Genomic DNA, 26,578 nt, shown 5'->3' with positions numbered 1-26,578 from the left:
ATTTTGGAATTATTGAAAGGGTTAGAACTCTGGTTCCATGGACAACACCTGCTCCTATTGCGGCTTTTTTTTCTACGGGGCTTGATATTAAAGCGTTTGTTTTGGTTTTATTATTATTGATTATTTCGGTGTTTATGTATTTACCTTTTATTAAAGCGTATGATAAGGCCTTACTTTTGCAGGAAAAAGAATAGGAAATTTTTTTGGAATTGCTGTTGCAAAACTTGTGATAAAAATATCAGAGAGCTATTTATAAATAGCTCTTTTTTAGGAAATAAAAGAATTTATTAAAATTTAAATTTTTATTGTTTTATGCTTTAAATTAACAAAAAGATGCCCGGTGTGGATAGAATATTTCTTTGGTTTATTGTGCAGCCTAGTACATATGTATAATTTAATTTATAAGTATATTTTAAAAAATCAGAAATTTTTTACTTAGCTAAAGATTTTAAACTTGGTATAATTAGATTAATATGCCTCCAAAAGTGAAGATAAAAAATGATTTTGAAATATTTAGAAAAGAATTAGAAATTCTATATAACAAATATCTCAATAATGAACTTTCATATTTAAAATTGAAAGAAAAAATAAAAATTCTTGCAGAGAATCACAAAGCTATTCTTTTTAGAAAAGATAAATTTACAAATCGTTCAATAATATTAAATCTTTCAAAAACTCGTAAAATAATTAAAGAATATATTAATCTTTCAGTAATTGAAAAGATTAGAAGAGATAATACTTTTTTATTTTTTTGGAAATCAAGAAAAATAAAAGAATTAAAAAATATAGGAATTAAGGACCGTAAAAAAATAGAAGAGTTAATATTTTTTAATCAAATGAATAATGAGAAACCTTATTTTCAATATTTTATAGATTTGTTTGTAACTCCAAAATGGTTAAATGATTATGCTCATAAATATAAAATTGAAAAAATTAATAGTTATAGAAAAGAACAGATATTTGTTAAAATTAATTTAAATACCTATATTGAAATAATTAAGCTTTTACTAAATCAAAACCGAGATATTAGATTGAAATTTTATGGAGTTTTAATGGCAATAGGACGTCGTCCTGTTGAAGTAATGAAGCTTTCTCAATTTTATATCGCAGATAAAAATCATATTCGTATGGAGTTTATTGCAAAAAAGCGAGAAAATAATATTGTTAATGAAGTTGTTTTTCCAGTTTTTGCAGATCCTGAATTAATAATTGATTCCATAAAAGAAATACGCTATATGGAGCAGACCGAGAAGCTTACTAAAGAGTCAATCTCTTCAAATCTTGCATACAGTTATAATAGACTGTTTCGTCAAATTTTTAATAATATTTTTGCTCCCGAAGAGTCTGTTTATTTTTGCAGGGCCATTTATTGTAAATTTTCTTATCTTGCATTTGCGCCCAAAAACATGGAAATGAATTATTGGATAACAAAGGTTTTAGGGCACGAGCCAAACGACATAACAACGGCCTTTCATTATAATCGGTATGTTTTAGATAATTTAGATGATAAGGCAGATAACAACTTATTAACATTGCTTAATCAAAGAATTTATACATATGTTAGACGTAAAGCCACTTATTCTACTCTTACAATGGATCGTTTAGAAAGTTTGATAAAAGAACATCATATATTTGATGATAATTATATTAAAACGTTGATTGTAATTAAAAATTTGATGTTAAAGGATAATTTAGAAACTTTGGCAATGGTTAGAGGATTGAATGTTAAAATTCGCAAAGCTTTTAAAGCTACATATGGATACAATTATAACTATATAAAACTTACAGAATACTTATCAATAATTTTTAATTATAAGCTATAGTTTTTGTTTTTTTAAATTTTTAAGGCACTATCAATACATTTGGGGAATATTAGGAAATATTTTATTAATAAGATATTATATAATTTATATGAAAATAGGTCCCCATTATTTTTTTAAAAAAATTTTAAAATCTAATGACAATAGAACGATTTACATTTCTTATCTTTATGATATGTTGATTTCAGTTAAGCCAGCAGGAGATTGGCTTAAAATTTATTTTAAAGATTCTAAAAGAGGTAAAAAATATTTTATTCTTTTTAATAGGAGTAGTTCAAATGGTAGTTTTATTTCGTGTAGTTTTTTAAAAACAAGTTGTAATTGTGGACTTGATATTAAATTTTCTGATGGCAATTTGAATATTTTTTGTAGAAACAGAAAGTCTTTAGAGTTTTTGAAATTTAAAGTTGAACATTTTTTCAGAACTAGTGTGTTTTGTTCTAAGAATAATAATTTTTATGTGCGCAATATTAAGCCCAAAAATAAAAAAGTTAAGGTACTTGTTAAACGAGAGGCAAGCGCTAATAATAAATTTTAAAATCATTAAATTGAAAAGGATAATTTTCATCTAAAATTATTTTTTCAATGTTTTCTATGTTTGCATACTTATTCCCATTTAATAATTTTTCAAATTTTTTCATTTGTTCTTTAGTGTTAAAGAAAGCTACAATTTCTACCCTTCCATCGTTTAGATTTTTTACAAATCCTTTTAGTTTCATATTATTTGCTATTTGCTCTGTGAAAAATCTAAAACCAACACCTTGTACTTTGCCAGAAATAAAATATTGTTGTTTATACATTATTACCTTCTTTGTATAAAATCTATCCAATAGAAAAATTTAAAAATTTTTCTATTGGATTAGCTGTTTTTATATTATATTTTAAAAATTTTACATAAGCTTGTCGATTTCCATTTTTATATTATCGGACAGTCCTCCAAATACAATTTGAACACTATTCCCTTTTTTTAATATCCCACTAGCACCTAGATTTTTGAAATAGGCGTCTGATTTAATGAATTCTATTTGTTTTAGATTAACTCTTAGTCTTGATGCACATGCATCAATGTATGTAATATTGTCTTTTCCCCCAAGACCCTCTAATACTTTGGAAGCGGTTTCTGATAAGTTTGTTTTTTCTGACCCCATCATATCTTGTTCCATCTCTTCGTCTTCTCTTCCTATTGTTTTAAGATTGAATTTCATGATTGCAAATTTAAATATGAAGTAAAATCCAATAAAGTAGAAGATTCCCAAGATAGGAATTGCTATCCAATTTGTTTTGCTGTTCCCCTGAAGTATTCCAAATAGGAACATATCTATAAATCCTCCGGAAAATGTTAGTCCAACTCCTACGTTTAAAAGGTGTGTTAAAAGATACGCCAACCCAAAAAGAGGAACATATATAAAGTAATAAAGCGCTGGTGCTGCAAAAAGGAATGCAAATTCAAGAGGTTCTGTGATTCCTGTTAACATTGATGTAAAGCTAGCAGATAGTAGCAATGAAGCTACGTTTTTTTTATTTTCAGGTTTTGATGTATGATACATAGCAAGCGCAGCCCCGGGGAGTCCAAAAATCATAACAACAAATTCTCCGCTAAAAAATCTTGTTCCTTTTGCAACTTCAAAGTGTACAGTATTGGGATCTGCAAGTTGCTTGAAAAATATATTTTGTGCTCCTGATATGAGTTCTTCATTTATTTCCAATGTTCCCCCAACAGCTGTTTGCCAAAATGGCAAATAAAATATATGGTGAAGTCCAAATGGAATTAAAGATCTTTTTATTGCTCCATATGCAAATGTTCCAAAAAGTCCGGATTGTTCTACAATTCTTCCAAACGAATTCATTGCACCTTGGATAAAAGGCCAAGTAAATGTTAAAAATATTCCTACTACAAACATTGTTATTGTTGTTATGATTGGCACAAATCTTGTACCTCCAAAAAATGCTAAAAATGTAGGCAATTGAATATTATGGAATCTATTATGAAGAAATACGGCAACAAATCCGGCTACCAAACCTCCCATTACGCTCATTTGAAGAGAGAATATTCCAAGTACATTTGTATATTCCTGGCTTTTTGCAGTTGCAACTGTTTCAGGCATTCCTAATTCCAATAATGCTTTTAAGCTTGCGCTTTCTGGTGTGATTCCCTGTATGTACAAGATTCCATTTATAGTTTGATGCATAACCAAAAATCCAACTACTCCCGCTAAAGCAGCTGTTCCTTTTTCTACTTTAGCAAGTCCGATTGGAATTGCTGCTGCAAACATTAAGGGCAGGTTCGCAAAAATTACTTCTCCTGTATATTTCATAAGATAAAGTATTGAGTTAGCCACAGTTCCTTTTCCAAGGACTTCTTCTAATCCATAAGCTTGAATCATTGTTTCATTAGTAAATGCTCCCCCAATTCCCAATAAAATTCCAGCTGCCGGTAAAAGTGCTATTGGAAGCATGAAGGCTTTTCCTATTTTTTGTAATATTGTAAATATAGATATAGATGCTGATGATGTTGACATAATTTTCCCCTTTTTATTAAGTACAAATTAATTAATTAAAATAATTAATTTGAATAATACGCTTAATATCTTAACAATATTTTTTAATCTTGTAAATATCAGTATTAAATAAATGGCAGTACATTAAAGATTATTTTCAATTGAATTTCATGTCATTTATTATTAAAGTGCTGGTTGTAATCATTGTTTTCATTGCAATTATTTTAAATTAAATTTAGGAATAACTCGGATCAATTTGGTTTAAAATATTGTTGCAATGCTAATTAATCATCAATTAATACAAAGCTAAATTCCAATCAAATATTTATAGATTTCACTAGTTTTGTCAGAGTAATCTATAGGTAGCTTATTGTCGCCATCTCTGATATTTGGATTAGCTCCTTTTTCGATAAGTGATTTAATAAAATTTAAATCATATTTTTGAATTATAGCATTATGAAGAGCTGTTTGAGAACTTTGATTTGTTAAATTAATATTAAATTCTTTTGTTATTAAATAATTTATAATACTTTTTGCTTTTACATTTATGGCATAAGTAAATATTGGATTGCCGTTGGAAAATATTGTATTTAGTGAAAAAATATTATTATTTTTTGCTAAAAATTCTTTAAAATCATTAAGTTTATCATTTTCAGTTAAATTTTGTAGTTGTTTTTTTTTCTCAATGTATAAACCATATTCTTTTTTGGTTTTTATTGCCTTAAGAAAATCATCTTTGTTCTCTTGCAAGTCTATGTAATAAGGGCTAATATCTATATTATTTTTATAATATTCTATGGGAGTGATAATATTTTTTTCATCAAGATAGTAAACATTTATTAGTTCCTTGAAGTTTATATTTTTACTTTCTGGAATTAAATCAAATCTAACTGTATAGCTTCCAAATTTTTTAAAGGGGATTAAATTATAATTTTGATCGTAAAACAGTAATTCTGTTATTTGTCCGTTTGCATTTTTTATAACAGGAATAATATTTCCATTTTCATCAATACTTATTTCTGTATTTTTTCCATTTAGAATAGGTAATTTATATTTATTATAAATAGGAGTAATATTTTCTTTCATTTGTTCAAGTTTTTCTTTAATTTCTGAATTTGTTGCCCTGACGTAATTTTTATAATTTATTTGAATTTCATAAGGACTTTTTCCAATGTTTTTAGCATATTTCTCAAAACTAGCATTAAACACTGTATATATTGGATCAAATTTTGACATCAATTCCATTCTTATTGGTACTGGAAAATTTAGTAAATATTTTTGAAAAAATTGTTCGTTTATTTTATGTATTTCAAGAAATTCTTTTTCAAAAATATTAAATTCTTCCAACAATTGTTTTTCAGTGAAGTAATAAGATAAATTTGAACTAATAATAAAAAGAGTAAAAAAAGTTAAATAATATAAAAAGTATAAATTTTTTAATTTATCTTTGATTTTATTTCTTAAGTTTTTATTGAAAATTGTAAAAGATAGAAATCCAATAACAAGGTACCCAGAATATAAAAATATTTTGCTTAGCACATAATAACTCATTTTACATCCTTTTAAAGTTTATTTTTAAATTATATCAAAATATTTATATATTTTTATTTACTTTACTTTATTTTACTAAAAGCATACAATTAGTCATTAAATGAAGAAGCTTTTAAGACCCATTTATTTTTTATTGTTTTATGGTTGTTCAACGATTTCTTTGTCTAAAATGCCGGAAAAAGATAAAATAAATTTAACTGTTTTATCATCTTTAATGAATTATCCTGATTTGAAGATTTCAAATTTTAAAATAAAAGACTATGAGCATTTACATCATTTATTTGATTTTGAAAGCTTGAGTGATGCTAAAAATAGTGCTTATATTTACGTTGATGAATCTAATTTCAATAGCAATATTAATTTTATCAAAGACCTTTTTATTTATAATAAGAAATTATATAGAATACTTATTGCTTATAGCTTGACCCAAGGCGCATCTTTTAAGGCAGAAGTTTTATCTTATCTTGAAAAACAAAAAATTATGAAAAATTTTTCATTGAAAATAAATTTTCCAACTACTAAAAAATTTATGGACAATAAGTATTGGATTGTAATTGCAAAAGACCATTTAGATTCTCTTATTAAGAGTAAAAATTATTTAGTATTAACCAATGCAAAGATGGAATATATACTCAAAAAGTTTTTAACTTGAGCAAGCTTTTTATTCTAAATCCTCAAATATTTTTTTAATTCGTTCCTTTTTTTCAAGTTCATATTTTTCTAAATCAAGAGCTATTGATTCTTTAATTTTATCTGTACTATGGAGGTAAATGTTGGCTTCTATTTTTTCTTTTGTGTTTTTGATTTTTAAAAATTTTTTACTCTTTTTTATTTTGTCTATTTTGCTAAGATCATTAAGTATGCTTAATTTTAAATAAATTATATTTTCAGTTACTTGAAATTCTTTTGCTATTGTTTTTTGAGGGCATTCTTTAGATTTATATTGAGATAATTTTAATTTTAATGTGGTTGTTGGAACTAATATGTTTGCTGCAAATATATTAGCTTCTGTTACCATTTGACTATCTTGAATATCATTATAACAATTTTCAATTTTAGATAGATTTTTAATTTGGTCTTGATGCATCAAATAATGCCCCAAGTGTTTTGCTATTGCAAATCTTTTATTTTCAAGACTCATGTTTTCATTTATATATAAAGATTTTTCATTTAATTGAATATAGCCTGAAAAATCTTTATGCTTATCTTGAAAACTTATTTCGAAAATTTTAAGATCTTCTTCCATAGCAATTTTTATTATAGGAACAGGAATAAGTAATATTTTATGTTTTGATATTATATAATCCGAATAGACTTTAGAATTTTCAATATAAGAGCTGAATTTGTTTTCATTCATTTAATATAAATACTCTCCTTTCTGTATTGTATAATATAAGTTAAATATGAAATATAGTTTTTTTTTGATTTTAATGGTTTTTATTTGCTCTTCTTGCAAGATTTTAAATATTGCTGAAGATTTAGAAAAGAATTTTGAAAAAATTGAAAGAGCAGATTATTTTCTTTATTTTTATCCAGACAGTCAAATCTACATTAAAAAAGATAAATCGAGCAATAAATTTACTGTTTTTTTAAATGTTATGCTAGATTCAAATTTAAATTTTACTAAAGGTTGTTTGAAATTAATTCAAGACAATAAATATATTGGAAGTATTGCCATTTCTAAGGTAGTTAGTATTGGAAATTTTAAGTTTTTGTACATTAATCTTGATAAAGATAATTTTACTCTTATGTCAAAAGCTTTAACCCCTTACAAAAAGCTAGTCTTTTTATTTAATGAGGATTCTTTTCAGGTTTGGACTAAGGACACTTTGCAATATGATCCAAGATTTATTGATGTTAATTTCAAGAATACAAAAAATACTTTAGAATATGCATTTAAAAACAAAATTTTATAAAAAAACTCATATATTATTGGCTTTCTTGAAAATTTTTAAAAAAGATTTAATACTTTTTTATTTAATGTTTTTAACATTGTCTTGTTCTACAATCTATTTTGATGGTATTCCTGAATTAAAAAAAGATTCCAAATATATTAAGTTGCTTCAAGAGAATAATAAAATTTCTTTAAGACATTATTTTACCGTTTCTAATACTTGGAATTTAAGGTACAAAGAACCTTTATTTTTAAAAGTTGAAAATGATATAATTGCTTTATTTCTATTTAATCGTCATAAGCTAATTGATGGTAAATATCTTCAAACCTTTTTTAGTGTTGGAAAAGATATTTCTTTGAAAGCTTATTTAAAGCTTATTAAAGCTAGAAAATTTGTAATTACAAATAGTTCTGAAAAGATTATTAAAACTATTGTATTTTCAAACTTCCCTGACAGTGAAAATATTCTTCTTCAGAACAATATGCTTAATAAGATTCAATACCCCTTTAAAAAGAATTAAAAGGTCAATAATTATTATTGAAAATATTTCTAAACAACAAAAAGGAAAGTTTTATGGGAAAATATGTAAAAGGTTTATTTTTTCAATTTAAAAACAGTGATATCAACTACAAAAAGGAAATTTTAGCAGGCATTACTACTTTTTTGAGTATGTCATATATTATAGCTGTTAACCCAGCAATACTATCTAACACAGGCATGCCAATTGGTGCGCTAGTTACTGCAACCTGCCTAACAGCAGCATTTTCTACCATATTAATGGGAATTTATACTAATACGCCTCTAGCATTAGCTTCTGGAATGAGCTTGAATGCGTTTTTTGCATTTTCTGTGGTAATTGGCATGAACATTCCTTGGCAAGTTGCATTAGCTGCTGTTTTTATTGAAGGACTAATTTTTATTCTCTTATCCTTTTTAAGAGTAAGAGAGCAAATTATAAATTCTATTCCAATAAACCTAAAACATTCTATTTCAGTTGGAATAGGGCTTTTTATTGCTTTTATTGGCTTTGTCAATGGAGGAATTGTCATTAAAAACGATGCGACGTTGGTTGGAATTGGATCATTTGTTGATCTGAAAGTTTTATTTACATTTTTGGGATTATTTTTGATTGCAATTTTTGAAAAATTAAATGTAAGGGGAAGCATACTTTGGGCAATTAGTATAGTTACTCTTACAGCCTGGATATATGCAATATTTAATTTAGAAGGCGCCCAATCTATTGGGATATATCTTCCCAACGGAGTTCTAAAATTTGAATCCATTGGCCCAATATTTAATCAATTGGATTTTTCTTATGTTTTGAATGAACATTTTTGGACTTTTATATCAATAGTTTTTATTCTCTTATTCAATGATTTATTTGATACTGTAGGTATTTTAATAAGCGTTACAACAAAAGGCGGCATGTTGGATAAAAATGGTAAAATTCCTAATGCAAAAAAAATATTATTGGTAGACGGTATTGCTACTACTTTTGGAGCAATAATGGGAGTTTCTACTGTTACTACTTACATTGAAAGTTTTACAGGAATTGCCGAGGGTGGAAAAACGGGCCTTACTTCAATTGTAACTGGAGTATTATTTATATTTGCAGTTTTTTTTGCGCCATTGTTTGTTGCTGTTCCTGCTAGCGCAACTGCTGCAGCACTAATATATGTAGGATTTTCAATGTGCAGAGAAATAATTAAAATTGATTTCTTTAATATTAGAGAAAATATTTCTAGCTTTTTAATATTTTTTTTGATTCCTTTAACCTATAGTATTTCTTCAGGATTTTTTGTTGGCGCAGCATTTTATATTTTAATAAATATAGCATTTAATTTTTTTAGTAAAGAAAAGATTAAAATTTCTCCCATACTGCTAATATTGTGCTTAATTTTTATTATTAAATTCATTTATGGTTATTAATATTTTCACAAAATTTAATTTATCACCACATTTTAAAGTAGATTGAATCTAATAAATAGCGTTGGTTTTATTTTTGATATAAAATAAAATTTGAGGAGTAATTTTTAATGAATCAATCCAAAGAAACATTATTATTTCAATTTAAGAATAAAACCATCGATTATAAAAAGGAAATTATTGGGGGTATTACCACTTTTTTGAGTATGGCATACATAATAGCTGTTAATCCGGCAATATTATCTAGCACAGGGATGCCAATTGGTGCATTAGTTACCGCAACTTGTTTAACATCAGCATTTTCTAGTATATTAATGGGGCTTTATGCTAATACGCCTATTTCACTAGCGCCAGGTATGGGGCTTAATGCATTTTTTGCATTTTCTGTAGTAATTGGAATGAATATTCCTTGGCAAGTTGCATTGGCTGCTGTTTTTATTGAAGGGCTAATCTTTATTGTGTTATCTTTATCAAGAGCTCGAGAAAGTATTGCAAATTCCATACCAGTAAATTTAAAATACTCTATTACGGTTGGAATAGGGCTTTTTATTGCTTTTATTGGCTTTGTCAATGGTGGTATCATCATTAAAAATGATGCTACATTGGTTGGAATCGGATCATTTATTGATTTGAAAGTTTTATTTACATTTTTAGGATTATTTTTTATTGTAATTTTTGAACAATTAAACGTACGAGGAAGTATTCTTTGGGCAATTTGCTCAGTTACTACTATATCCTGGATATATGCAATCTTTGATCCAGAAAGTGCAGTTGCCGCTGGAATACGTTTTCCAGATGGAATTTTAAGATTCGAATCTATTGGACCAATATTTAATCAATTAGATTTTTCCTACATATTAAGCAAACATTTTTGGAGTTTTATTACAATTGTATTGGTATTATTGTTTAACGATTTATTTGATACTTTGGGCACTTTAATAGCAGTAGCAGCAAAAGGGAATATGTTAGACAAAAACGGAAAAATTCCTAATGTTGGCAAAATATTTTTAATTGATGCTATTTCTACTACCGTTGGAGCAGTAATGGGTGTTTCAACTGTAACCGCATACATTGAAAGTTGCACAGGAATAGAAGAAGGTGGTAAAACTGGACTTACAACAATAGTAACGGGAATAATGTTCTTTATTGCGATATTCCTTTCACCATTATTTATTGCTGTTCCTGCTAGTGCAACTGCTGCAGCACTAATATATGTAGGATTTTCAATGTGCAGAGAAATATTAAAAATTAATTTCTCTAATATAAGAGAAAATATTTCCAGCTTTTTAATACTTTTTTTAATTCCCTTAACATACAATATCTCTTCAGGAATAAGCATTGGGATAATATTTTATGTTTTAATAAACTTAATGCTTAATTTATTGGAAAATAAAAAAAATAAAATCTCTCCAGTAATGATAATACTGTGTCTAGTTTTTATTATTAAATTTATTTATATTTATTGACGATTTGCTATTTATAAAAAAAATTTAAAATTTGTAATTTCAAAAACCTGAATTATAGATCATAAAAAAGGGTTTATTGTCAAAAATATTTCATCTATTGAAGACCTTTATAAAATCTCACATAAAACCAAATAAACTACTATTGTATTTAAAAATTTGCCAAAACTGTTTAAACGTACTTAAGCCTTTAATAATTAACTCTCAGTTTCATTTATATTTAGAATGCTTAAATTTAATTTATTTAAGGTTTTTTTAAAAAAAGTTTTATTCTTTGAAGAGCAACTTAAAATTCAAATTATTTAATTCTTACTTAAAATGAATATTAAGAAATGTTTTGAAAAATAAAAAAATAAAAGCCAAGAAAGATTTCTTGGCTTATATTGACTTTATTTTTCCAGTTACTTTTTTAAAACAAATTAATCTTATAATATTGGTCTTAAACTAAGGTTTTTTGGGAGTTTCTGTCGCAACAGGACTTGTAAGCTCTTTAACTGAATTATTTAGTAAATCTTTAGCTGCTTTTGACAAGTTTTCTACTGATTTAAATAGCTTTTCAAGTTCATCAGCGCCCTTAGTTTTGCCCGCTGAATTTGTTTTTAAAATAGCTTCTTTTGAATGAGCATCAGTAGCACCCTCTTTACCAAGATCTGAATGACTCTCCTTTAGTTTTTTAGTAAATTCTTTGGAACATTCCTTAGCCTTTTCAATTTTTTCCTTTAAGTCCTCTGTAATTGTTAATCCATCTAATTTTTGTGCTATTAAGGTTGATATTGAATAGGCTCCTGCTAGCAATGAACCATTCTTATCTGCTAGAGTATCCAAACCATTATTTTGATGTATTTTTTTACCAATAGCTTTAGCAAGTTCATCTATAGATGAAAGCAAAGTCTCAACTTCTTTCACAGCGAGTACAACTGCATTAGAGTCTGTAATTTTTTTACTTATTTCTGTAAGATTAGGCCCTTTGGCAGACTCGTTAGCAGAATTTGATGCATTCCCATCTTTTCCTGAATTATTACAAGATATAAATAAAAATAAAGTCATCAATATTGCACTTAATGTATTCTTTTTCATTAATTTGTGCCTCCTTTTTATTTATGAATTATTAGTTCAATAATTTTATTTTTCAATTTTTTCATATAAAAAAGTGTTTTTTCAATTTTTTTTCAATTTTACTAATTGAATAATTTTTAAATTTACTTACTGAAAAAATTGAAAAAATTATCTTAATTTGATTTTAAAATCGACATAAGCAAAGCCAAATATGTTAAAATTAATTGAAATATGTTTAATAAGAAAAATTTTAATTTATTTTAAGGACTTGTATGATGAATGCCCGGGCAATACTTGTATTAGATTTTGGATCCCAATATAGTCAACTAATTGCAAGAAGAATTAGGGAAATTGGCGTTTATACAAAAGTAATGCCTTACTATACCCCTTTAAAAGAAATTAAAAATATGAACATCTCAGGAATAATATTAAGTGGAGGACCTGCTTCTGTTTATTTAAAAGAAGCTCCTACCTTGGACATGGAAATTTTTAATTTAAAAGTACCTGTTTTAGGCATATGTTATGGAATGCAAATAATTGTTAAATTATTTGGGGGCCTAGTATCTAAAGACTCTAAGCAAGAATATGGAAGCTCTGAAATCTTTATAAAAGATGAAAAATCTCTTTTATTTTCAGAAATCCCAAACAAATTTCAAATTATTATGAGTCATGGAGACAGTATTGAAAAGATTCCCGATAATTTTAAACAATTGGCTTTTACAAAAAATTGTATTGCTTCTATATCAAATGAAACTCAAAAAATTTACGCGCTACAATTCCACCCAGAAGTAACTCATTCTGAATTTGGCGATCAAATACTTAAAAATTTTGTTTTTAAAATTTGTCAAGCTCAAATTAATTGGTCATTAAAAGACAATATAGAAACCATTGTGGAAAAAATTAAGCTTAAATTGGGAAACAAAAAGGTTATTTTGGGGCTTTCTGGTGGTACAGACTCTTTAGTTTGTGCATTACTTATAAAAAAGGCAATAAACGAAAATTTGATCTGCGTTTTTGTAAACACCGGGTTGTTGCGTAAAAATGAGGATAAAAAAATACTAGAATTAAAGCATCAATATGATTTAAATATAAAATACATTGATGCTTCTGCAAAATTCTTGAACCATTTAAAAAATATAAGTGATCCTGAAGAAAAGAGAAAAATAATAGGAAAAGAATTTGTAGATGTTTTTGAAAAAATTACTCTAGAAGATAAAAATATAGAATATTTGGCTCAAGGAACAATTTATTCTGATGTAATTGAATCTAAATCAAAAGATAGCGCTTCTTCAAAAATCAAATCTCATCACAACGTAGGGGGACTCCCAGATAAGATGAGTTTAAAACTTTTAGAGCCTTTGAATGAATTTTTTAAAGATGAAATAATTCAAATCGGAATAAATTTAGGCATTAAAAAAGAATCTCTTTATAGGCATCCATTTCCAGGCCCAGGACTAGCCATAAGAATAATTGGAGAAGTAACACAAGAGAAGATAAACATCTTACAAGAAGCAGACAATATTCTAACAGAGGAGCTTTTTATAAATGATTTATATTATCAAATAAGACAAGCATTTGTTGTATTGCTTCCTGTCAAATCTGTAGGCGTAATGGGGGATCAAAGGACATACGAATACACAGCTGTAATTAGATGTGTAAATACAAAAGACTTCATGACTGCAGAATGGACTGAACTTCCTTATAGTTTTTTAAAAAAAGTTTCTTCAAGAATAATCAATGAAGTTCGGGGCATAAATAGAGTTTGTTATGATATATCTTCTAAGCCCCCATCAACCATAGAATGGGAATAACAAAAACAATAGAAAGGAAGCTTTATGACAAATAAGATAATAAAAGAGGCTTTAACTTTTGACGATGTGTCTTTGATTCCAAGAAAATCTTCTGTATTGCCTAGTGAGGTTAGCTTAAAAACACAATTGACAAAAAACATATCCCTAAACATACCATTTTTAAGCTCCGCAATGGATACTGTTACAGAAAGCCAAATGGCAATAGCCATTGCTAAAGAAGGTGGAATAGGGATTATACATAAAAATATGTCAATAGAAGCTCAAAGAAAAGAGGTAGAAAAAGTAAAAACATATAAATTCCAAAAGACTATTAACACCAATAGGGATGCAAATGAACAAAAACCCGAAATACTTGCAGCAAAAAAACACCCAGAAAAATCCGATGTATGCAAAAATGTAGAACACAAAGAAGATTTTTCTAATGTATGCAAAGATTTAAATAGTAAGCTAAGAGTAGGCGCTGCTGTTTCTATTGATATTGATACCATAGAACGAGTTGAAGAACTTGTAAAAGCACATGTAGATATACTTGTCATAGACTCTGCCCATGGGCATTCTACAAGAATAATAGAACTTGTCAAAACAATTAAAAACAAGTACCCAAACTTAGACCTTATTGCTGGCAACATAGTAACTAAAGAGGCTGCATTAGATTTAATAAGTGCAGGAGCAGATTGTTTAAAAGTAGGAATAGGTCCGGGCAGCATATGCACAACAAGAATCGTTGCAGGAGTTGGAGTTCCCCAAATAACAGCAATCTACGATGTTTATGAGGTTTGTAAAAATACAAATATTTGCATTATAGCAGATGGCGGAATTAGGTTTTCAGGAGATGTGGTTAAAGCAATTGCAGCAGGAGCTGATAGCGTAATGATAGGCAATCTCTTTGCAGGCACAAAAGAATCTCCTTCGGAAGAAATAATTTACAATGGGAAAAAATTCAAATCCTACGTTGGAATGGGCTCTGTTTCTGCTATGAAAAGAGGCTCTAAATCAAGATATTTTCAACTAGAAAACAACGAACCTAAAAAATTAGTCCCCGAAGGAATTGAGGGTATGGTGCCGTATTCTGGAAAATTAAAAGATATTTTGACTCAATTAAAAGGTGGTTTAATGTCTGGAATGGGCTATTTAGGAGCGTCCAGAATATCTGATTTAAAAACAAATTCTAAGTTTGTAAAAATAAGTCATTCTTCATTAAAAGAATCCCATCCTCATGATGTTTTTAACATGACATAAAGATAGAAAAATTTTTGACAAATTAAATAACTTATCCTCTTTAAAAGATTAAAATATTGCATTCTTATTTTAAAGAAATGACAATTTTGGTAGGAAAAGAATAATGAAAAACATAATAATGTCATCTATTTTTGTAATGCTTTTTCTAGCATTAATATACTAATGTTTGCTCCATTTAAAAACAATAACTCTAGAATAATTAAGTTAAAGAAATGAATTCTTAGACTAAGAATTCATTTCTTATTTTTGTTTATAGCCAAACCAAAAGATCTAACTATAAGCTCTTAACAATTAATTTTTTAATTGTTAAGAAAAAATAAAATATAAATCATTTAATTGGTTTTATTTCAGATAAATTAAATCTTTCTGAAATATTTGGTTCCCAACCTTTCCATTTGTCATTTCTAAAAAGATAACTAGAAGAAGTTATATTAAGAAATACGGCTGGAAAATCTCTTTCAATAATTATTGATTCTGCTTTTTTTAGAATTTCCTGTCTTTTTAAAATATTTCTTTCATTATCTGATTTTATTAAAAGTTCATTATATTCGGAATTTGAATATCCATAAGATGAAAAAGCTGTATTTTCGGTTTGAAAGATGCTTAAAAATGTCATAGGATCAGCATAATCTCCTGACCAGCCTGCCCTTATTATTTCATAATTGCCATTTACCCTGCTATTTATATATGTTGACCATTCTTCATTTTCAAGTTGGACATTAATATTTAAGTTTTTCTTCCACTGATTTTGAATAAATTCAGCAATTTTTCTCTGGCGATCATTTGTATTGTACTTTACCTTTAGTAAAGGGAAATTATTACCGTTGGGATACCCTGCATCCGCCAAAAGCTTCTTTGCCATTTCAGCATCAAATAAACTTAAATTGCTCTTATAAAAGTAATCGATATAATCTGGAGTTGCTCTTCTTGTAGGAATAGAACTATCATTGAGAACGCTCTCTGTTAAAGTTTTTCTATCAATAGCAAGAGACAACGCCTTTCTAACTTTAACATTGTCAAGCGGTTTTACTTTTATATTCAAAGAATAAAAAGAGGTTGAATTAGTCCCCATTGAATAATAATCGTCTCTAAGCTTAAGATCCTTAAGCAAATCTGGTGGAACATTGTTAAAAATTGCATCTAGTTCATCATTTAAATACATATTATAAGCTGTAATGCTATTATCTGCTACAAAAAATATGACACTGTCAAGAACAACATCTTTGGAGTTATAATATTTATTATTCTTCTCAAGAACAACTTTTTCATTTAAAACTCTAGATTTTAATTTGAAAGGACCACTAACAACCATATTCTCAGGATCTGTCCACCTTTGCCCATACTTTTCAATAACGTGCACTGGTACAGGAATAAATGTTTGATGCACTAACATATCAAGAAAATATGGCTTTGGGGATTTTAGCGTTATTTCTAAAGTTTTCTCATCAAGAGCCTTAATTCCAAGTTCAGACTCATTTACTTTGCCGTCAAAATACTCTTCTGCATTTTTTATAACGGACTTAATCATATTAACAAAAGATGAGCCAGTTTCTTTATCTAAAATTCTAAGATAAGATTTTCTTATTCCCTCGGCAGTAATGGCAATTCCATCGCTCCAAACAAGATTATCTCTTAAATGAAACGTATAAACTACTCCGTTATCAGAAATATCCCAACTTTTAGCAAGTCCTGGTCTGTATCCTCCAGTTTTGGGATCTCCATCTAAAATGCCAAGAAACATTTGGCTTACAATCCCTGATCCAACCGTATCGTTTATTAATTGAGCATCTAAAGTAGCAGGTTCACTTCCGATATTTAGCTTAAAGACCAATTTTTTTCCATTACTCTCATTAACACAAGAAATAAGTAAAATTAAATTGAGAAATAATACAAATTTTAACTTTTTTATCAATATTTTCATACAAGCATCCTTACAAGTTTTTATATATTTAAATTTTGCCTATATTTTATTATATATGAAATATAATTTCACATTAACATTATTAAAAACACTTAAATTATTCTAAAACAAAATTGATGTTTTACATTACATAGGCAAAATAATTGATCTTATATTAAGAAGATTCTAATTTTTTATTATTTGCTTTCCAATAGTTATTATACATATAAAAAATAATTTTAAATTCCATTATTTATCTATTTGTAAATTAGATTTATTTAGATTTATTATTTTTTAATAAAAAAATAAATTAATATTGAATTTTAAAAAATTAGAATTAAATTTCATATTTAACACTTCCTTTGTGGCAATAAAAGTTCTTTACAAGGAATTTCTTATATATTTCTAGCAAAAGTAATATTAGAAAAAGCAACAACCAAGAACCTTTAAAATAATGATTTAAAGAAATAAAAATTAATTTATTAAAAATCGTTTGCAATGATCTAATAAAAAATATATTATTATGTTCACTAATCTATAATTTTTTTATCAAAGGAGAGGGATATGAGATTATATCAAAATCAATTAAAATTTTTAAAATTGTTGGTATTTTTTCTATTAATATCTTGCGCTTCCTTAAACGTTGAGCACGATCAATTTGGAAAAACATTTAGAGTATACCAAAGTTTAAACAAAAATGCAGAACTTAAAGGTATTTTTAATTATAAAACAGGAATAACTAAAATAGTTTTATATACAAGGTTTAGAAACCATAGTATAACAGAGCAGAATCCTTTATTACTACAAGATGGAACTAAAATTGAGGGAAAAGTAAGCTACAAGAGAGATAACAATCATTTTTTTGGTAACTGGATTAATTATTCCTCATTTGTTTTGCCCAAGTCTGTTTTAGAAAAGATGATCAAAGAAGAAGATGCTTCTTATAAGAACAAGGAAGTTAAAATTAGAATTGGATTGGAAGATTTAAGCTTGAAAAAACATAAAATTTTGGACTTTCTAGTAATGGTTGAATCAATTGAAAATAAAGATTATAAAAATTAATTTTTATAATCTTTATTAGTTTTTTATTTTTATTTTAAACTAAAAATTTCATTGCAAAATAGAATTGATATAAGCAATATATAGGCTTGCAGTATATAATTCCTATTTTAATCATTTACAAAAATGACAAAGGCTACCTTATGGTAGCCAACTTATTATTCTAATCAAACAACAAGAGCGAGACATTGCATCTCAATCTATATAGATTATTATATAGTATTTTATTTTTTTGTAAAGTGTTTTTGAAACATTTTTTGAATGTAGTGCTATTTTTTAAATACGGAATTTTATTTTTTGTCTTTTAAGTTATCATATTTATTTTTAATATTTATAAGTAGTTTTTGATTATTATAATATAGCTCTTTTAGTAAGAAACTTACAAAGTTTGTATTTAATTTATAAAAATTAAAGCTTTTTTCATCTTCGATTTTTAGCTTAAGTGAACTATTTAGTATATTTTTTGAGGTATTTATAATCCCATTATTTTCTAAAAGTTGTATAGCATAATATATTCCTTTTTTTAAAATTAGTTCATAATCAATCTTACCACTATCAATTCCTATTGCCAATTTCATATATCTATAAACGGTAGTTTTTGCCATATTATAATCTTTTATAAAATGACTAAAACTTTTATATTTATCTATAACGTAATATTTATTATCGTTAATTTCTTTTAAAATTCGGGCTGTTTCAATTTTATTGTAAGATTCTTCTTTTATCAGAATTTTTAGTTTTTCTTTTAATTTTAAGTATCTAGATTCTCTACTTTTTTTTATTTCATTTTTGTTAAGTTCAACCCTTTTAATAATTTCTATTTTTTTATTTAATTTCATCGTCTATCTTTACTCCGTTGTATACTTTCAAATTAGTTCCATATGGAACTAAAAGTTCCATATGGAACTAATTTGAAAGTATACTTAAAAAATTTTCAAGTATATTTTCATAAGCTATATAATAATCCTCATTCGTATTAAATTCTTCTCTGTAAAAGATAGCTTTACGCAAATTATCTCTTTTGGGAACGCTTCCTAAAAATTTGCCCTTATATTCACATTCAATGAATTTTTTAAGTTCTTTATCAATATTTTGTCTTTCGATAAATTTGGTTATTAAATAAAATATCGGCAAATCCTTTCTAAAAAGATCATGAAGTCTGCTAGTTATTAAATCTAAACTCTCAATTGCCCACTGGTCTGTTGGTAAAGGTATAATTAAATAATCTGTAATGATTAAACTATTATTGAGCAAGCTTCCCAATGTGGGTGCAGTATCCATTATGATAAAGTCGTATCTATTTTGGATAAAACTTAAAAAAATTTTCAGTAAATTTTCCTTTAATGAAATGCTTTCTTCATTAAATTTGCTCAAGTTTATGTGGCTTGCTATGAAATCTGTGTTATTATTTATTTTGATTGTTGAATTTTCTATGTCTATTTCTTTTTTGAGGACTTTGTATATACTAATATCTTTTGGGTTAAGATTTTTTTTTCTTAAGATATTAATATAAAAACTTGTACTACTTGCTTGTGGATCTAAATCTATTAATAATACTTTGTTATTTTTTTTTGAGAGTATGTTTGTAAACATTAATGATGTTGTACTTTTTCCCACTCCTCCTTTTATTGATGCAATTGTTACTATTTTTGGTTTTTTTTTATCCAATTTAATATTCCTTTATTACTTTCATATTTTTTATTATAAAATTTATGTATTTCTTCTTCGATTTTTAGAGTTCTTTCTAAAAGAGATTTATAAAAAATTTTATTTTTATTTTTAATTTTGGTTAATATGTATAAGCTTCTTAAGTAACAGAAAACGCTTCCTTTTTTGAATTTAAACTCCGTATAAAATATCTTTTTTAATCTTATGGTTTTTTTTGTTCCTTTTTCTGAGTAATTTATAACAAATGGTTTTGGAAGGTTTATAAAACCATAAAAAATTCCTAAGAATTTATCACTTTCTTTTACTGAAAATAGATGAAAGCTTTCGTGTTTTTTGTTGTTAAATACATTTCTTAGGCATAACCAGAATTTCCCTTTTTTTGGTTTTGCTTCAAAATTATTTATCATACTAAAAATTTTAGTATGATAAATAATTTTGTTTTCTGATTTTTCAATTTTGTTAAAAAAGTTTTTTTTTGTTTCTTTATTTTGCATTAGATTTTTCTATTTCACTTTATAATCTTTTATCATATTCTTTGTTTTTTTATTAGGGTTTTCATTAATACAATAGCATTTTTTATATTATTTGATGTATTGATTTGGGTTTCATTTTCAAAATTTTTTTTTCTTTCTGTTTTATTTTCAATTTTGAATTCTTTTATTAGTCCATCAAAGTCTGTGTTTTTGAATTTTTTTGCCATGAACCATATTTTTTTTTTCTTTTTTTCTAGAGCTTTTTTAAAGAATTTTATTATTTTTTTATCCTCGTATTCTTTTAACTCTTCCATAAAATCTTTCAAGTTCCATAATGAATTCTTGTAAGTTATGCTGTTTTCTGTTATTTTTTTTATTTCTTCTAGATTTATTGTTTTCGATTTTTTTTTGATCTCTTTTTCTAAGAAGTTTATAGTTTTGTTTAGATTTTGATTTCTTTTTCTAAAATAACATTTAGAATTCCTATAATTTTTACTTATTTTATTACTTAATACATGTGAAATTATTTGATGTGAAATTTTATATTTTTGAGATTCTTCTATTATTTTAAATTTTTTTATTTGCTTATTTTTTAATTTCTCATGCTTTGTTTTTTTATTAATAAAATATGCTGTACTGATAATTTTTTTAGATAATTTTTCAAGGGCTTTATTTATGGTATAATAAGTAAAACTTCCATTGTTTTTTCCAAGTGGATTGAAATGACTTTTAATTAATCCTAAAGTTTCAAAAATTTTTATGTCATTTTGTATAGTTCTTTTAGTAACTTTCTTGAATCCTTTTTTTTCCAATATAGAATTTGTCATTGCTACAACATTGCTTAGAGAATATTTTTTTTTAGATATGAGGTAGTTGGCGCTTAGTTTTTGGATAACCCAAAATATTTTCAATCTTCGGTCTACTACTTTATTAAAAGGCATCTTGTTAGTTTTTATTTGATACATTTTAAGCTCCTATCGTTTGATCTGTTATTGCATTAAGCACTGAAATTAATAATAATACACTTATTTAAAAAAGTAAAGTTTTATTAGTAAATTTGCAATTAAATATGTAAGATTCAATAAGTTAAAATTTATGCCTACTTGATTGCAAGTTTTTTATGCAATGATCCACTTCTTTTAAAAATTTTAAAAGAAGTGGTTTATATATTTCAAATGTGAATTCTCCCTTTTTTCCATAAGATTTTAATTTTAAAGTAATATCTTTTTCAATGTTTTTTGTCAGCTCTATTATTTTTTGTGGACTTAATACTATATTTAATGTTTCTTTTATTATTTTTGAATTCTTTAAAGCTCTCACAGGAGGCTCAATTTTTAATTTTCTATCATTCTCATCATAAATAGAGTTTAGAAAGCGCAATTGATCAGAGTATAGGCTTAAATTCAAAAACAGGATATTTAAATTTTCACAGGGGTAATAGTTTGCTATAATAAATGTTTCGTAAGTTTCTGAGGGGGTGTTTGATTTTTCAAATAATTTTGGAATTTTCATACTGTAGATGTAATAATCCTCTATTTCATTATATTCTGTTTTAAGCTCTGTTTTTTCAATTTCAATTTTTCTATTATCAATACGTTTTTGCAAAATATTTTTAGATATTTTAATTTCTTTATCGAAATCTGTTATATATGCTAAAATATATTCTTTATTAAGTTTTATGCTATGTGATACGTTCCAATTGTCCTTAAAGTCAATGTTAATGTATCTCCCCGTGCTTTTATCGTAAATGTAGGTTAATAGATCTCTTGAATTAGTTAGTGAAATACTAATAATGCTTTTATTAAAGCTAGATTTTACTTTGAGCTCTGCTTTATGTTTTAAATAATTAATTTTTTCTTCATTTATCAAAATGCTTTCAGGATTTATTTGTAATCCTTTTTTTTTGATGTAAATATTTACTTTAAAATTTTCTTTTTCTGTTAGAGGATTATATACCCCCACAATAGATATTTTATTGTTATAATTTCTGCTTATTATTGAGTCTTCTTGAAATTTTAGTTTTCCTAATTTATGGTTTGTATCATGTAGATTGAAATTACCATTTGGGATGGATTTGCAACCTAAAATTAACAAAAATAAGGAAATGTTTTTAAGGTATTTCATTTTTTGTTCCTTAAGTGATTCTATATAACTGTATAAATTTAATTCTAGTGCAATAATTATATTCTTTTTTATTTTAATTATTGAAGAATTTGTTATACTTTTTATGTAAGCTTTTCATTAATATTAATATATTTTAGTATATTTAATAAGAAATTTTAGATGAAAAAAAAGTTTAATTTTATTTTCTCCTTTATTGTTTTTTTGTTTTCATGCAATACTAGCATTTCTTCAATTTTTATTAGACCTTTGGATGAGGTAATAAAAATTGAGATTGATTTATATGAATCGTTAGGAGATGGTAAATTTAAAACCGGCATTCATACTAAGAATTACTTTGATTCTATTAAAGATATTAATTATTATTCTTATTTTTTTATTTTAGATAAATTTAGCAATAATATTATAATGAAATTGGCTTTAAGTTCTAAAAAAGCAAGCTTATTAACCTATGATTTTGGTATTTTTTTTGATCGTAAATTTAAATTAAAAATTGCTAATTTAAATGAACCTGAATTTAGCGCTATTGATAGTTTCAACAAAAAAAATTCTTTTAAAAATAGCATTAATAGCAATATTCAGAATTTTGCCACTATTATTTTTAATTTGGATGATATAAAGGCTATTAATCGAAATTTTGAACTTAAAAATGATGTTGAGGATCTTAATTCTTCTACCAATGAATTTATATATTTTCTTGATAGTTCTGAAAATTTTGGTTTAAAAGAATCTTACATTACTGTTTATTATTATGTCCTTAAAGCAATTGAAAAATTTTTACAATAAACAAACTTTTTATTAGGGCATTTATTTATTTTCTATTATTTTGAATTTTTCCCAAGGTTCTATTTTTTCAAGCAGATATATTTCGTCATTGGCTATTTTTCCAACTACGTTTACAAGGCCATTATTTGGGGTATCTCTTAGTGCTATTTGAAGTTCTCCTGCATAACCCAAGTATTCTGAAGAGTCTATTAGAATGTCTCCTTTTTTAATTTCATTTGGGGAATGTACAGGAAATTTTTTATTATTGTAGTATACTCTTGGCATAGTTGATCGAATTCTATAGGAATTAATGTCGCCTCTATTAAAATGTAAATTTTCAAGGATTATTTCTTTTTCTACTGAAGTTGCATTTGGATTTAGGTCTGCTTTGAGCTCTAAAATGTTTCTGTTTACCTTTGATACTTTTTTTAATTCTGTTTCACTTGGAAAACAATTAGAAATTAGAACTGTGTCTATTCCTTCTTTGAAAAGATCTTTTGCCTGGGTCTCTATATCCTTAGATCTGTGTGATTCTAATGTAGGAACACCTTCTTTTTCTTTTCCTCGTGCGCATTCTTCTGCATTATTGGAACTAATAAATGCAGCTGTCGGGATTGAATAATGTTTAAATATTTTTGTTGTTTCTTTAAAGAAATTTCTTGAAAGTCCTGTATATTTGTGAGGATAAAAATTATGACACCCAAGTAAATTTTTTATATTAGGCTTAAAATACATTATTGTATCAATATGTTTATTTATATTGCTTATATTAAGTTGAATCTTAAGATCAGCGTCGTTAAAAGTCATTAATGATTCTTCAATGCCTGTGAATGTATTATCTAATCTAATTGCCCAAGCACCAAGCTTTTTAAAATAATCTAGTTTTGAACAATTTCTAAGATTTGAAATATCGATTTTCAATTCTTTGAAAATTTCAGGACTTACATCAATAATGGGCTTCATTCCGTTTTTATTTGCAATGCTAAGTAATTCTTTGAATATGTCAAATTCATTTCCGTTAATATAGAGCAAAGAGGTAAATACTTGAGTAAATCCAAAATGAGCACTTTTCTCAATGTATTCGATAATTTTATTTTTAGGGCTTACATTAGGGTATATGGATATTCCAATTTCTTTCATTTTAGCCCTCCTTAAACAGAATTTTTATTATTAAATGCATTAATTGCAAGTTGTAATACTTTTTCACCATTCATTGTTCCATAATCGATTGTATTAATTATTTCGATTGGAATTCCTTTGGGTTTTGTGATTTCTTCAAGTCTTTTTTTATTAAATCTTGACTGTGGTGCAAGTAAAACAACATCAAAACGGTCAACAACTTCGCTAAGACGTGTTTCAGCAATAGCTTCAATTGTTGCATTTATATTTTTTGATTTGGCATATTTTTCAATTCTTTGTACCAGCATACTTGTGGACATTCCAGCTCCACATACAAGTAGTATGTTCATATTTCCTCCTAGTTTTTTATTTCATTTATTATTTTGTAAACGTTTATTAATTCTTCAAAAATGCTTAATTCTGAAATTGCAGACATTAAATGATCTTCAGCATGAATTAAAATAAAAGGCGTTTTAACAGAGTTTGGATTAGTGGCTGATTGATGTATTATTTCTCTGTGTGCTTCATGGGCCTTTGCAATAGATTTTTTACTTTCTTGTATAGTAAGCTCTGCTTTGTCATATTCTTTGTTTTTGGCATATTCCAAAGCTTCTCTTAGAAAGCTTTTAGCCTCACCAGAGTAAGCCACAACAGGCATGCTTATTTTATCTATTAATTCTTCTATGCTATATATTTTTTTATTCATGTATAAAATATTCTCCTTTTATTTATAAAGCAATAATTAATATTGTTTAATATATCTTATAAAAATTATATTATAAGATATATTTAAAATAAATAATTTTATTATAAATATATCTTATAAGGTTTTATTATCATTAGTATTAATTATACTATATTATAACAAATATTATAAGCCGTTAATTATAACTTTTAATTAGTTTTTATTGAGGGATAAATTATATTATAATAAATATTATAAGTTATTAATTATAACTTTTAATTAGTTTTTATTGGAGGATGGTTTTCATGAATTTTCAAGATTTTATTGAAACTACTTTAGTTCCTATTGCTAGTAAAATTGGTTCAAATAGATATTTAATTGCTCTAAGAGATGGCTTTACTTTTTCTATGCCTTTTTTAATAGTTGGTTCTTTTATTTTACTTTTAGTTAATTTACCTTTTACAGATTCTCAAACATTGTTATACCAACAGTGGTATGTTGATTTAATGGCTAAATATAAAGGAAATCTTGTACAGCCATTTTATGTAAGTATGGGCATTATGTCTATATTTGTTGTTTTTGGTATTGGTTATAACTTATCTAATCATTATAAACTTAGTGGGATTACAGGGGGATTTTTATCTCTTTATACATTTTTAATTTTAGCTGGGCAATCAGATTGGATACCTTACGGTGGAGATGTTGCTAAATGGGGAGTTCAGCCTAATTCATGGTTTCCTGTAATTGATGCAAGATATTTTAGTGCTCAAGGGGTATTTACGGCTATTATTGCTGCTATTTTTTCTGTTGAAGTTTATAAATTTTTAGTTCAAAAAAATATGGCAATTAAGCTTCCAGAGTCTGTTCCGCCTGCTGTTTTAAAATCTTTTGAAGCTTTAATTCCTGTTATTGTGCTTTCAATTGTGGCGCAAGGTGTTAATATTGCTATTCAAAGTTCTGTGGGAAGCCTTTTCCCTGAAATAATTATGAATATGTTTAGGCCTGTTTTGCAAATTAGCGATACTTTGGTTGGGACTTTAACAATTTCTTTTATTGTTCATACATTATGGTTTTGTGGTCTTCATGGTACCAATGTTATTATTGCTCTGCTTAATCCCATAATTTTGTCAAATCTTGATTCTAATATCAGGGCTCTTTCTGACAATCTTCCACTTCCTCATATTTTAGCGGGGGGATTTCTTGATTCGTTTATATATATTGGTGGCGCTGGTGCAACTTTAGGGCTTGCTATTGCTATGATGCTTAGTAAATCTCAGCATCTAAAAGCTATAGGGAAGCTTTCATTTGCTCCTGGGCTTTTTAATATTAATGAGCCTATTATGTTTGGAGCACCAATAGTTTTAAATCCTATATTAGGTATTCCTTTTTTGCTTATTCCCGTATTTAATATACTTGTTGCATATACTCTTACTAATTTTGGAATTATTGAAAGGGTTAGAACTCTGGTTCCATGGACAACACCTGCTCCTATTGCGGCTTTTTTTTCTACGGGGCTTGATATTAAAGCG

At 26.4% G+C, this 26,578-nt stretch carries 26 protein-coding genes and 1 pseudogene; 13 read left to right on the top strand and 14 right to left on the bottom strand.

Translation table 11 applies throughout. The features are described from left to right. The 3 genes and pseudogenes from HNQ06_RS04840 to HNQ06_RS04830 form a co-directional block, all read left to right on the top strand. Positions 1-194 (top strand): annotated as a pseudogene (locus HNQ06_RS04840) (PTS chitobiose transporter subunit IIC); the annotation flags it as partial. Positions 195-473: 279 nt separating this feature from the next. After that, the gene (gene resT / locus HNQ06_RS04835; RefSeq protein WP_184107813.1) at positions 474-1,823 is read left to right on the top strand and encodes a telomere resolvase ResT; all 1,350 of its coding nucleotides are present in this window, start codon (positions 474-476) and stop codon (positions 1,821-1,823) included. Between the two features lie 88 nt (positions 1,824-1,911). Then, a complete protein-coding gene (locus HNQ06_RS04830) occupies positions 1,912-2,358 on the top strand; it encodes a hypothetical protein (protein WP_184107811.1) in 447 nt (148 codons plus the stop codon). Here HNQ06_RS04830 and HNQ06_RS04825 read toward each other — a convergent pair. The 3 genes from HNQ06_RS04825 to HNQ06_RS04815 form a co-directional block, all read right to left on the bottom strand. Further along, entirely contained in the window at positions 2,342-2,620 is a 279-nt protein-coding gene (locus tag HNQ06_RS04825; protein ID WP_184107809.1) for an acylphosphatase, read from the bottom strand. The two genes, HNQ06_RS04830 and HNQ06_RS04825, sit on opposite strands and share 17 nt — an antisense overlap. Positions 2,621-2,710: 90 nt before the next feature. Continuing rightward, positions 2,711-4,339 carry a PTS transporter subunit EIIC gene (locus tag HNQ06_RS04820; RefSeq protein ID WP_184107807.1) on the bottom strand — a complete coding sequence of 543 codons (1,629 nt, stop codon included), beginning with the start codon at positions 4,337-4,339 and terminating at the stop codon, positions 2,711-2,713. Positions 4,340-4,624: 285 nt separating this feature from the next. Then, on the bottom strand, positions 4,625-5,869 hold the full coding sequence (locus HNQ06_RS04815; RefSeq protein ID WP_184107806.1) for an ankyrin repeat domain-containing protein: 1,245 nt from the start codon (positions 5,867-5,869) through the stop codon (positions 4,625-4,627). A gap of 100 nt (positions 5,870-5,969) precedes the next feature. On the opposite strand from HNQ06_RS04815, the gene HNQ06_RS04810 reads away from it, so the two are divergent. Next, complete coding sequence (locus HNQ06_RS04810) at positions 5,970-6,521, top strand: hypothetical protein (RefSeq protein WP_184107805.1); 552 nt, start codon at positions 5,970-5,972, stop codon at positions 6,519-6,521. 9 nt (positions 6,522-6,530) lie between these two features. Here HNQ06_RS04810 and HNQ06_RS04805 read toward each other — a convergent pair whose 3' ends face one another. Continuing rightward, positions 6,531-7,226, bottom strand: a complete 696-nt coding sequence (locus HNQ06_RS04805; RefSeq protein WP_184107804.1) for an ImmA/IrrE family metallo-endopeptidase — start codon at positions 7,224-7,226, stop codon at positions 6,531-6,533. A 46-nt stretch (positions 7,227-7,272) separates the two neighbouring features. Between HNQ06_RS04805 and HNQ06_RS04800 the strand changes: the two genes are divergently transcribed. The 4 genes from HNQ06_RS04800 to HNQ06_RS04785 all read left to right on the top strand — a co-directional run bounded on the left by HNQ06_RS04800 (position 7,273) and on the right by HNQ06_RS04785 (position 11,156). Next, a complete protein-coding gene (locus HNQ06_RS04800) occupies positions 7,273-7,785 on the top strand; it encodes a hypothetical protein (RefSeq protein ID WP_184107803.1) in 513 nt (170 codons plus the stop codon). Continuing rightward, positions 7,760-8,284 carry a hypothetical protein gene (locus tag HNQ06_RS04795; protein ID WP_184107802.1) on the top strand — a complete coding sequence of 175 codons (525 nt, stop codon included), beginning with the start codon at positions 7,760-7,762 and terminating at the stop codon, positions 8,282-8,284. The genes HNQ06_RS04800 and HNQ06_RS04795 overlap by 26 nt, the downstream gene beginning before the upstream one ends. A gap of 53 nt (positions 8,285-8,337) precedes the next feature. After that, positions 8,338-9,693 (top strand): NCS2 family permease, encoded by a 1,356-nt coding sequence (locus HNQ06_RS04790; protein ID WP_184107800.1) that lies wholly within the window; start codon positions 8,338-8,340, stop codon positions 9,691-9,693. A 107-nt stretch (positions 9,694-9,800) separates the two neighbouring features. Next, complete coding sequence (locus HNQ06_RS04785) at positions 9,801-11,156, top strand: NCS2 family permease (protein WP_184107798.1); 1,356 nt, start codon at positions 9,801-9,803, stop codon at positions 11,154-11,156. A gap of 441 nt (positions 11,157-11,597) precedes the next feature. On the opposite strand, the gene ospC is transcribed toward HNQ06_RS04785, so the two are convergent. Next, the gene (gene ospC, locus HNQ06_RS04780) at positions 11,598-12,230 is read right to left on the bottom strand and encodes an outer surface protein OspC (protein ID WP_184107796.1); all 633 of its coding nucleotides are present in this window, start codon (positions 12,228-12,230) and stop codon (positions 11,598-11,600) included. Positions 12,231-12,484: 254 nt separating this feature from the next. Here ospC and guaA point away from each other — a divergent pair, with 254 nt between their 5' ends. Further along, positions 12,485-14,020 (top strand): glutamine-hydrolyzing GMP synthase, encoded by a 1,536-nt coding sequence (gene guaA / locus HNQ06_RS04775; RefSeq protein ID WP_184107814.1) that lies wholly within the window; start codon positions 12,485-12,487, stop codon positions 14,018-14,020. Positions 14,021-14,044: 24 nt separating this feature from the next. Then, complete coding sequence (gene guaB / locus HNQ06_RS04770; RefSeq protein WP_184107794.1) at positions 14,045-15,259, top strand: inosine-5'-monophosphate dehydrogenase; 1,215 nt, start codon at positions 14,045-14,047, stop codon at positions 15,257-15,259. Between the two features lie 328 nt (positions 15,260-15,587). Here the strand turns inward: guaB and HNQ06_RS04765 are convergent, their stop codons facing one another. Then, entirely contained in the window at positions 15,588-17,180 is a 1,593-nt protein-coding gene (locus tag HNQ06_RS04765) for a peptide ABC transporter substrate-binding protein (RefSeq protein WP_184107793.1), read from the bottom strand. Positions 17,181-17,723: 543 nt separating this feature from the next. Between HNQ06_RS04765 and HNQ06_RS04760 the strand changes: the two genes are divergently transcribed. Then, positions 17,724-18,221, top strand: coding sequence for an oligopeptide permease-like protein (locus tag HNQ06_RS04760; RefSeq protein ID WP_184107791.1), 498 nt, complete (start codon positions 17,724-17,726; stop codon positions 18,219-18,221). Between the two features lie 287 nt (positions 18,222-18,508). Here the strand turns inward: HNQ06_RS04760 and HNQ06_RS04755 are convergent, their stop codons facing one another. From HNQ06_RS04755 to HNQ06_RS04735, 5 genes are all read right to left on the bottom strand, one after another. Further along, positions 18,509-19,057 (bottom strand): chromosome replication/partitioning protein, encoded by a 549-nt coding sequence (locus HNQ06_RS04755; protein WP_184107789.1) that lies wholly within the window; start codon positions 19,055-19,057, stop codon positions 18,509-18,511. Positions 19,058-19,124: 67 nt separating this feature from the next. Beyond that, entirely contained in the window at positions 19,125-19,886 is a 762-nt protein-coding gene (locus HNQ06_RS04750; RefSeq protein ID WP_184107788.1) for a ParA family protein, read from the bottom strand. Beyond that, positions 19,862-20,380, bottom strand: a complete 519-nt coding sequence (locus HNQ06_RS04745; protein ID WP_184107787.1) for a DUF226 domain-containing protein — start codon at positions 20,378-20,380, stop codon at positions 19,862-19,864. Before HNQ06_RS04745 ends, HNQ06_RS04750 begins: the two co-directional genes overlap by 25 nt. Before the next feature lie 32 nt (positions 20,381-20,412). Continuing rightward, entirely contained in the window at positions 20,413-21,324 is a 912-nt protein-coding gene (locus HNQ06_RS04740; protein ID WP_184107786.1) for a plasmid maintenance protein, read from the bottom strand. A gap of 121 nt (positions 21,325-21,445) precedes the next feature. Next, on the bottom strand, positions 21,446-22,483 hold the full coding sequence (locus tag HNQ06_RS04735) for a hypothetical protein (RefSeq protein WP_184107785.1): 1,038 nt from the start codon (positions 22,481-22,483) through the stop codon (positions 21,446-21,448). A 159-nt stretch (positions 22,484-22,642) separates the two neighbouring features. Here HNQ06_RS04735 and HNQ06_RS04730 point away from each other — a divergent pair, with 159 nt between their 5' ends. Then, a complete protein-coding gene (locus HNQ06_RS04730) occupies positions 22,643-23,266 on the top strand; it encodes a hypothetical protein (protein ID WP_184107784.1) in 624 nt (207 codons plus the stop codon). 21 nt (positions 23,267-23,287) lie between these two features. On the opposite strand, the gene HNQ06_RS04725 is transcribed toward HNQ06_RS04730, so the two are convergent. The 3 genes from HNQ06_RS04725 to HNQ06_RS04715 are packed head-to-tail and all read right to left on the bottom strand — an operon-like array spanning position 23,288 to position 25,070. Beyond that, positions 23,288-24,385, bottom strand: a complete 1,098-nt coding sequence (locus tag HNQ06_RS04725; RefSeq protein ID WP_184107783.1) for an alpha3-beta1 integrin-binding protein — start codon at positions 24,383-24,385, stop codon at positions 23,288-23,290. Positions 24,386-24,396: 11 nt separating this feature from the next. Then, the gene (locus HNQ06_RS04720) at positions 24,397-24,714 is read right to left on the bottom strand and encodes a PTS sugar transporter subunit IIB (RefSeq protein ID WP_184107782.1); all 318 of its coding nucleotides are present in this window, start codon (positions 24,712-24,714) and stop codon (positions 24,397-24,399) included. 8 nt (positions 24,715-24,722) lie between these two features. After that, on the bottom strand, positions 24,723-25,070 hold the full coding sequence (locus tag HNQ06_RS04715) for a PTS sugar transporter subunit IIA (RefSeq protein ID WP_184107781.1): 348 nt from the start codon (positions 25,068-25,070) through the stop codon (positions 24,723-24,725). A gap of 284 nt (positions 25,071-25,354) precedes the next feature. Here HNQ06_RS04715 and celB point away from each other — a divergent pair. Continuing rightward, the coding region (gene celB, locus HNQ06_RS04710; protein WP_184107780.1) for a PTS cellobiose transporter subunit IIC at positions 25,355-26,578 on the top strand (1,224 nt) is incomplete at its 3' end.

This window comes from Borreliella lanei, from assembly GCF_014205895.1.
Classification (GTDB): Bacteria; Spirochaetota; Spirochaetia; order Borreliales; family Borreliaceae; genus Borreliella; species Borreliella lanei.
This window is presented reverse-complemented; position numbering and strand designations above follow the sequence as displayed.

Bases quoted from the DNA above. Each gene is read 5' to 3' on its own strand.
- HNQ06_RS04730 (WP_184107784.1), top strand. From the start codon at position 22,643: ATGAAAAAAAAGTTTAATTTTATTTTCTCCTTTATTGTTTTTTTGTTT.
- HNQ06_RS04825 (WP_184107809.1), bottom strand. From the start codon at position 2,620: ATGTATAAACAACAATATTTTATTTCTGGCAAAGTACAAGGTGTTGGT.
- HNQ06_RS04740 (WP_184107786.1), bottom strand. From the start codon at position 21,324: ATGTATCAAATAAAAACTAACAAGATGCCTTTTAATAAAGTAGTAGAC.
- ospC (WP_184107796.1), bottom strand. From the start codon at position 12,230: ATGAAAAAGAATACATTAAGTGCAATATTGATGACTTTATTTTTATTT.
- HNQ06_RS04790 (WP_184107800.1), top strand. From the start codon at position 8,338: ATGGGAAAATATGTAAAAGGTTTATTTTTTCAATTTAAAAACAGTGAT.
- resT (WP_184107813.1), top strand. From the start codon at position 474: ATGCCTCCAAAAGTGAAGATAAAAAATGATTTTGAAATATTTAGAAAA.
- HNQ06_RS04830 (WP_184107811.1), top strand. From the start codon at position 1,912: ATGAAAATAGGTCCCCATTATTTTTTTAAAAAAATTTTAAAATCTAAT.
- HNQ06_RS04720 (WP_184107782.1), bottom strand. From the start codon at position 24,714: ATGAACATACTACTTGTATGTGGAGCTGGAATGTCCACAAGTATGCTG.
- HNQ06_RS04715 (WP_184107781.1), bottom strand. From the start codon at position 25,070: ATGAATAAAAAAATATATAGCATAGAAGAATTAATAGATAAAATAAGC.
- HNQ06_RS04815 (WP_184107806.1), bottom strand. From the start codon at position 5,869: ATGAGTTATTATGTGCTAAGCAAAATATTTTTATATTCTGGGTACCTT.
- HNQ06_RS04755 (WP_184107789.1), bottom strand. From the start codon at position 19,057: ATGAAATTAAATAAAAAAATAGAAATTATTAAAAGGGTTGAACTTAAC.
- HNQ06_RS04820 (WP_184107807.1), bottom strand. From the start codon at position 4,339: ATGTCAACATCATCAGCATCTATATCTATATTTACAATATTACAAAAA.
- HNQ06_RS04765 (WP_184107793.1), bottom strand. From the start codon at position 17,180: ATGAAAATATTGATAAAAAAGTTAAAATTTGTATTATTTCTCAATTTA.
- HNQ06_RS04795 (WP_184107802.1), top strand. From the start codon at position 7,760: ATGCATTTAAAAACAAAATTTTATAAAAAAACTCATATATTATTGGCT.
- HNQ06_RS04735 (WP_184107785.1), bottom strand. From the start codon at position 22,483: ATGAAATACCTTAAAAACATTTCCTTATTTTTGTTAATTTTAGGTTGC.
- HNQ06_RS04805 (WP_184107804.1), bottom strand. From the start codon at position 7,226: ATGAATGAAAACAAATTCAGCTCTTATATTGAAAATTCTAAAGTCTAT.
- guaB (WP_184107794.1), top strand. From the start codon at position 14,045: ATGACAAATAAGATAATAAAAGAGGCTTTAACTTTTGACGATGTGTCT.
- HNQ06_RS04760 (WP_184107791.1), top strand. From the start codon at position 17,724: ATGAGATTATATCAAAATCAATTAAAATTTTTAAAATTGTTGGTATTT.
- guaA (WP_184107814.1), top strand. From the start codon at position 12,485: ATGAATGCCCGGGCAATACTTGTATTAGATTTTGGATCCCAATATAGT.
- HNQ06_RS04745 (WP_184107787.1), bottom strand. From the start codon at position 20,380: ATGCAAAATAAAGAAACAAAAAAAAACTTTTTTAACAAAATTGAAAAA.
- HNQ06_RS04785 (WP_184107798.1), top strand. From the start codon at position 9,801: ATGAATCAATCCAAAGAAACATTATTATTTCAATTTAAGAATAAAACC.
- HNQ06_RS04800 (WP_184107803.1), top strand. From the start codon at position 7,273: ATGAAATATAGTTTTTTTTTGATTTTAATGGTTTTTATTTGCTCTTCT.
- HNQ06_RS04725 (WP_184107783.1), bottom strand. From the start codon at position 24,385: ATGAAAGAAATTGGAATATCCATATACCCTAATGTAAGCCCTAAAAAT.
- HNQ06_RS04810 (WP_184107805.1), top strand. From the start codon at position 5,970: ATGAAGAAGCTTTTAAGACCCATTTATTTTTTATTGTTTTATGGTTGT.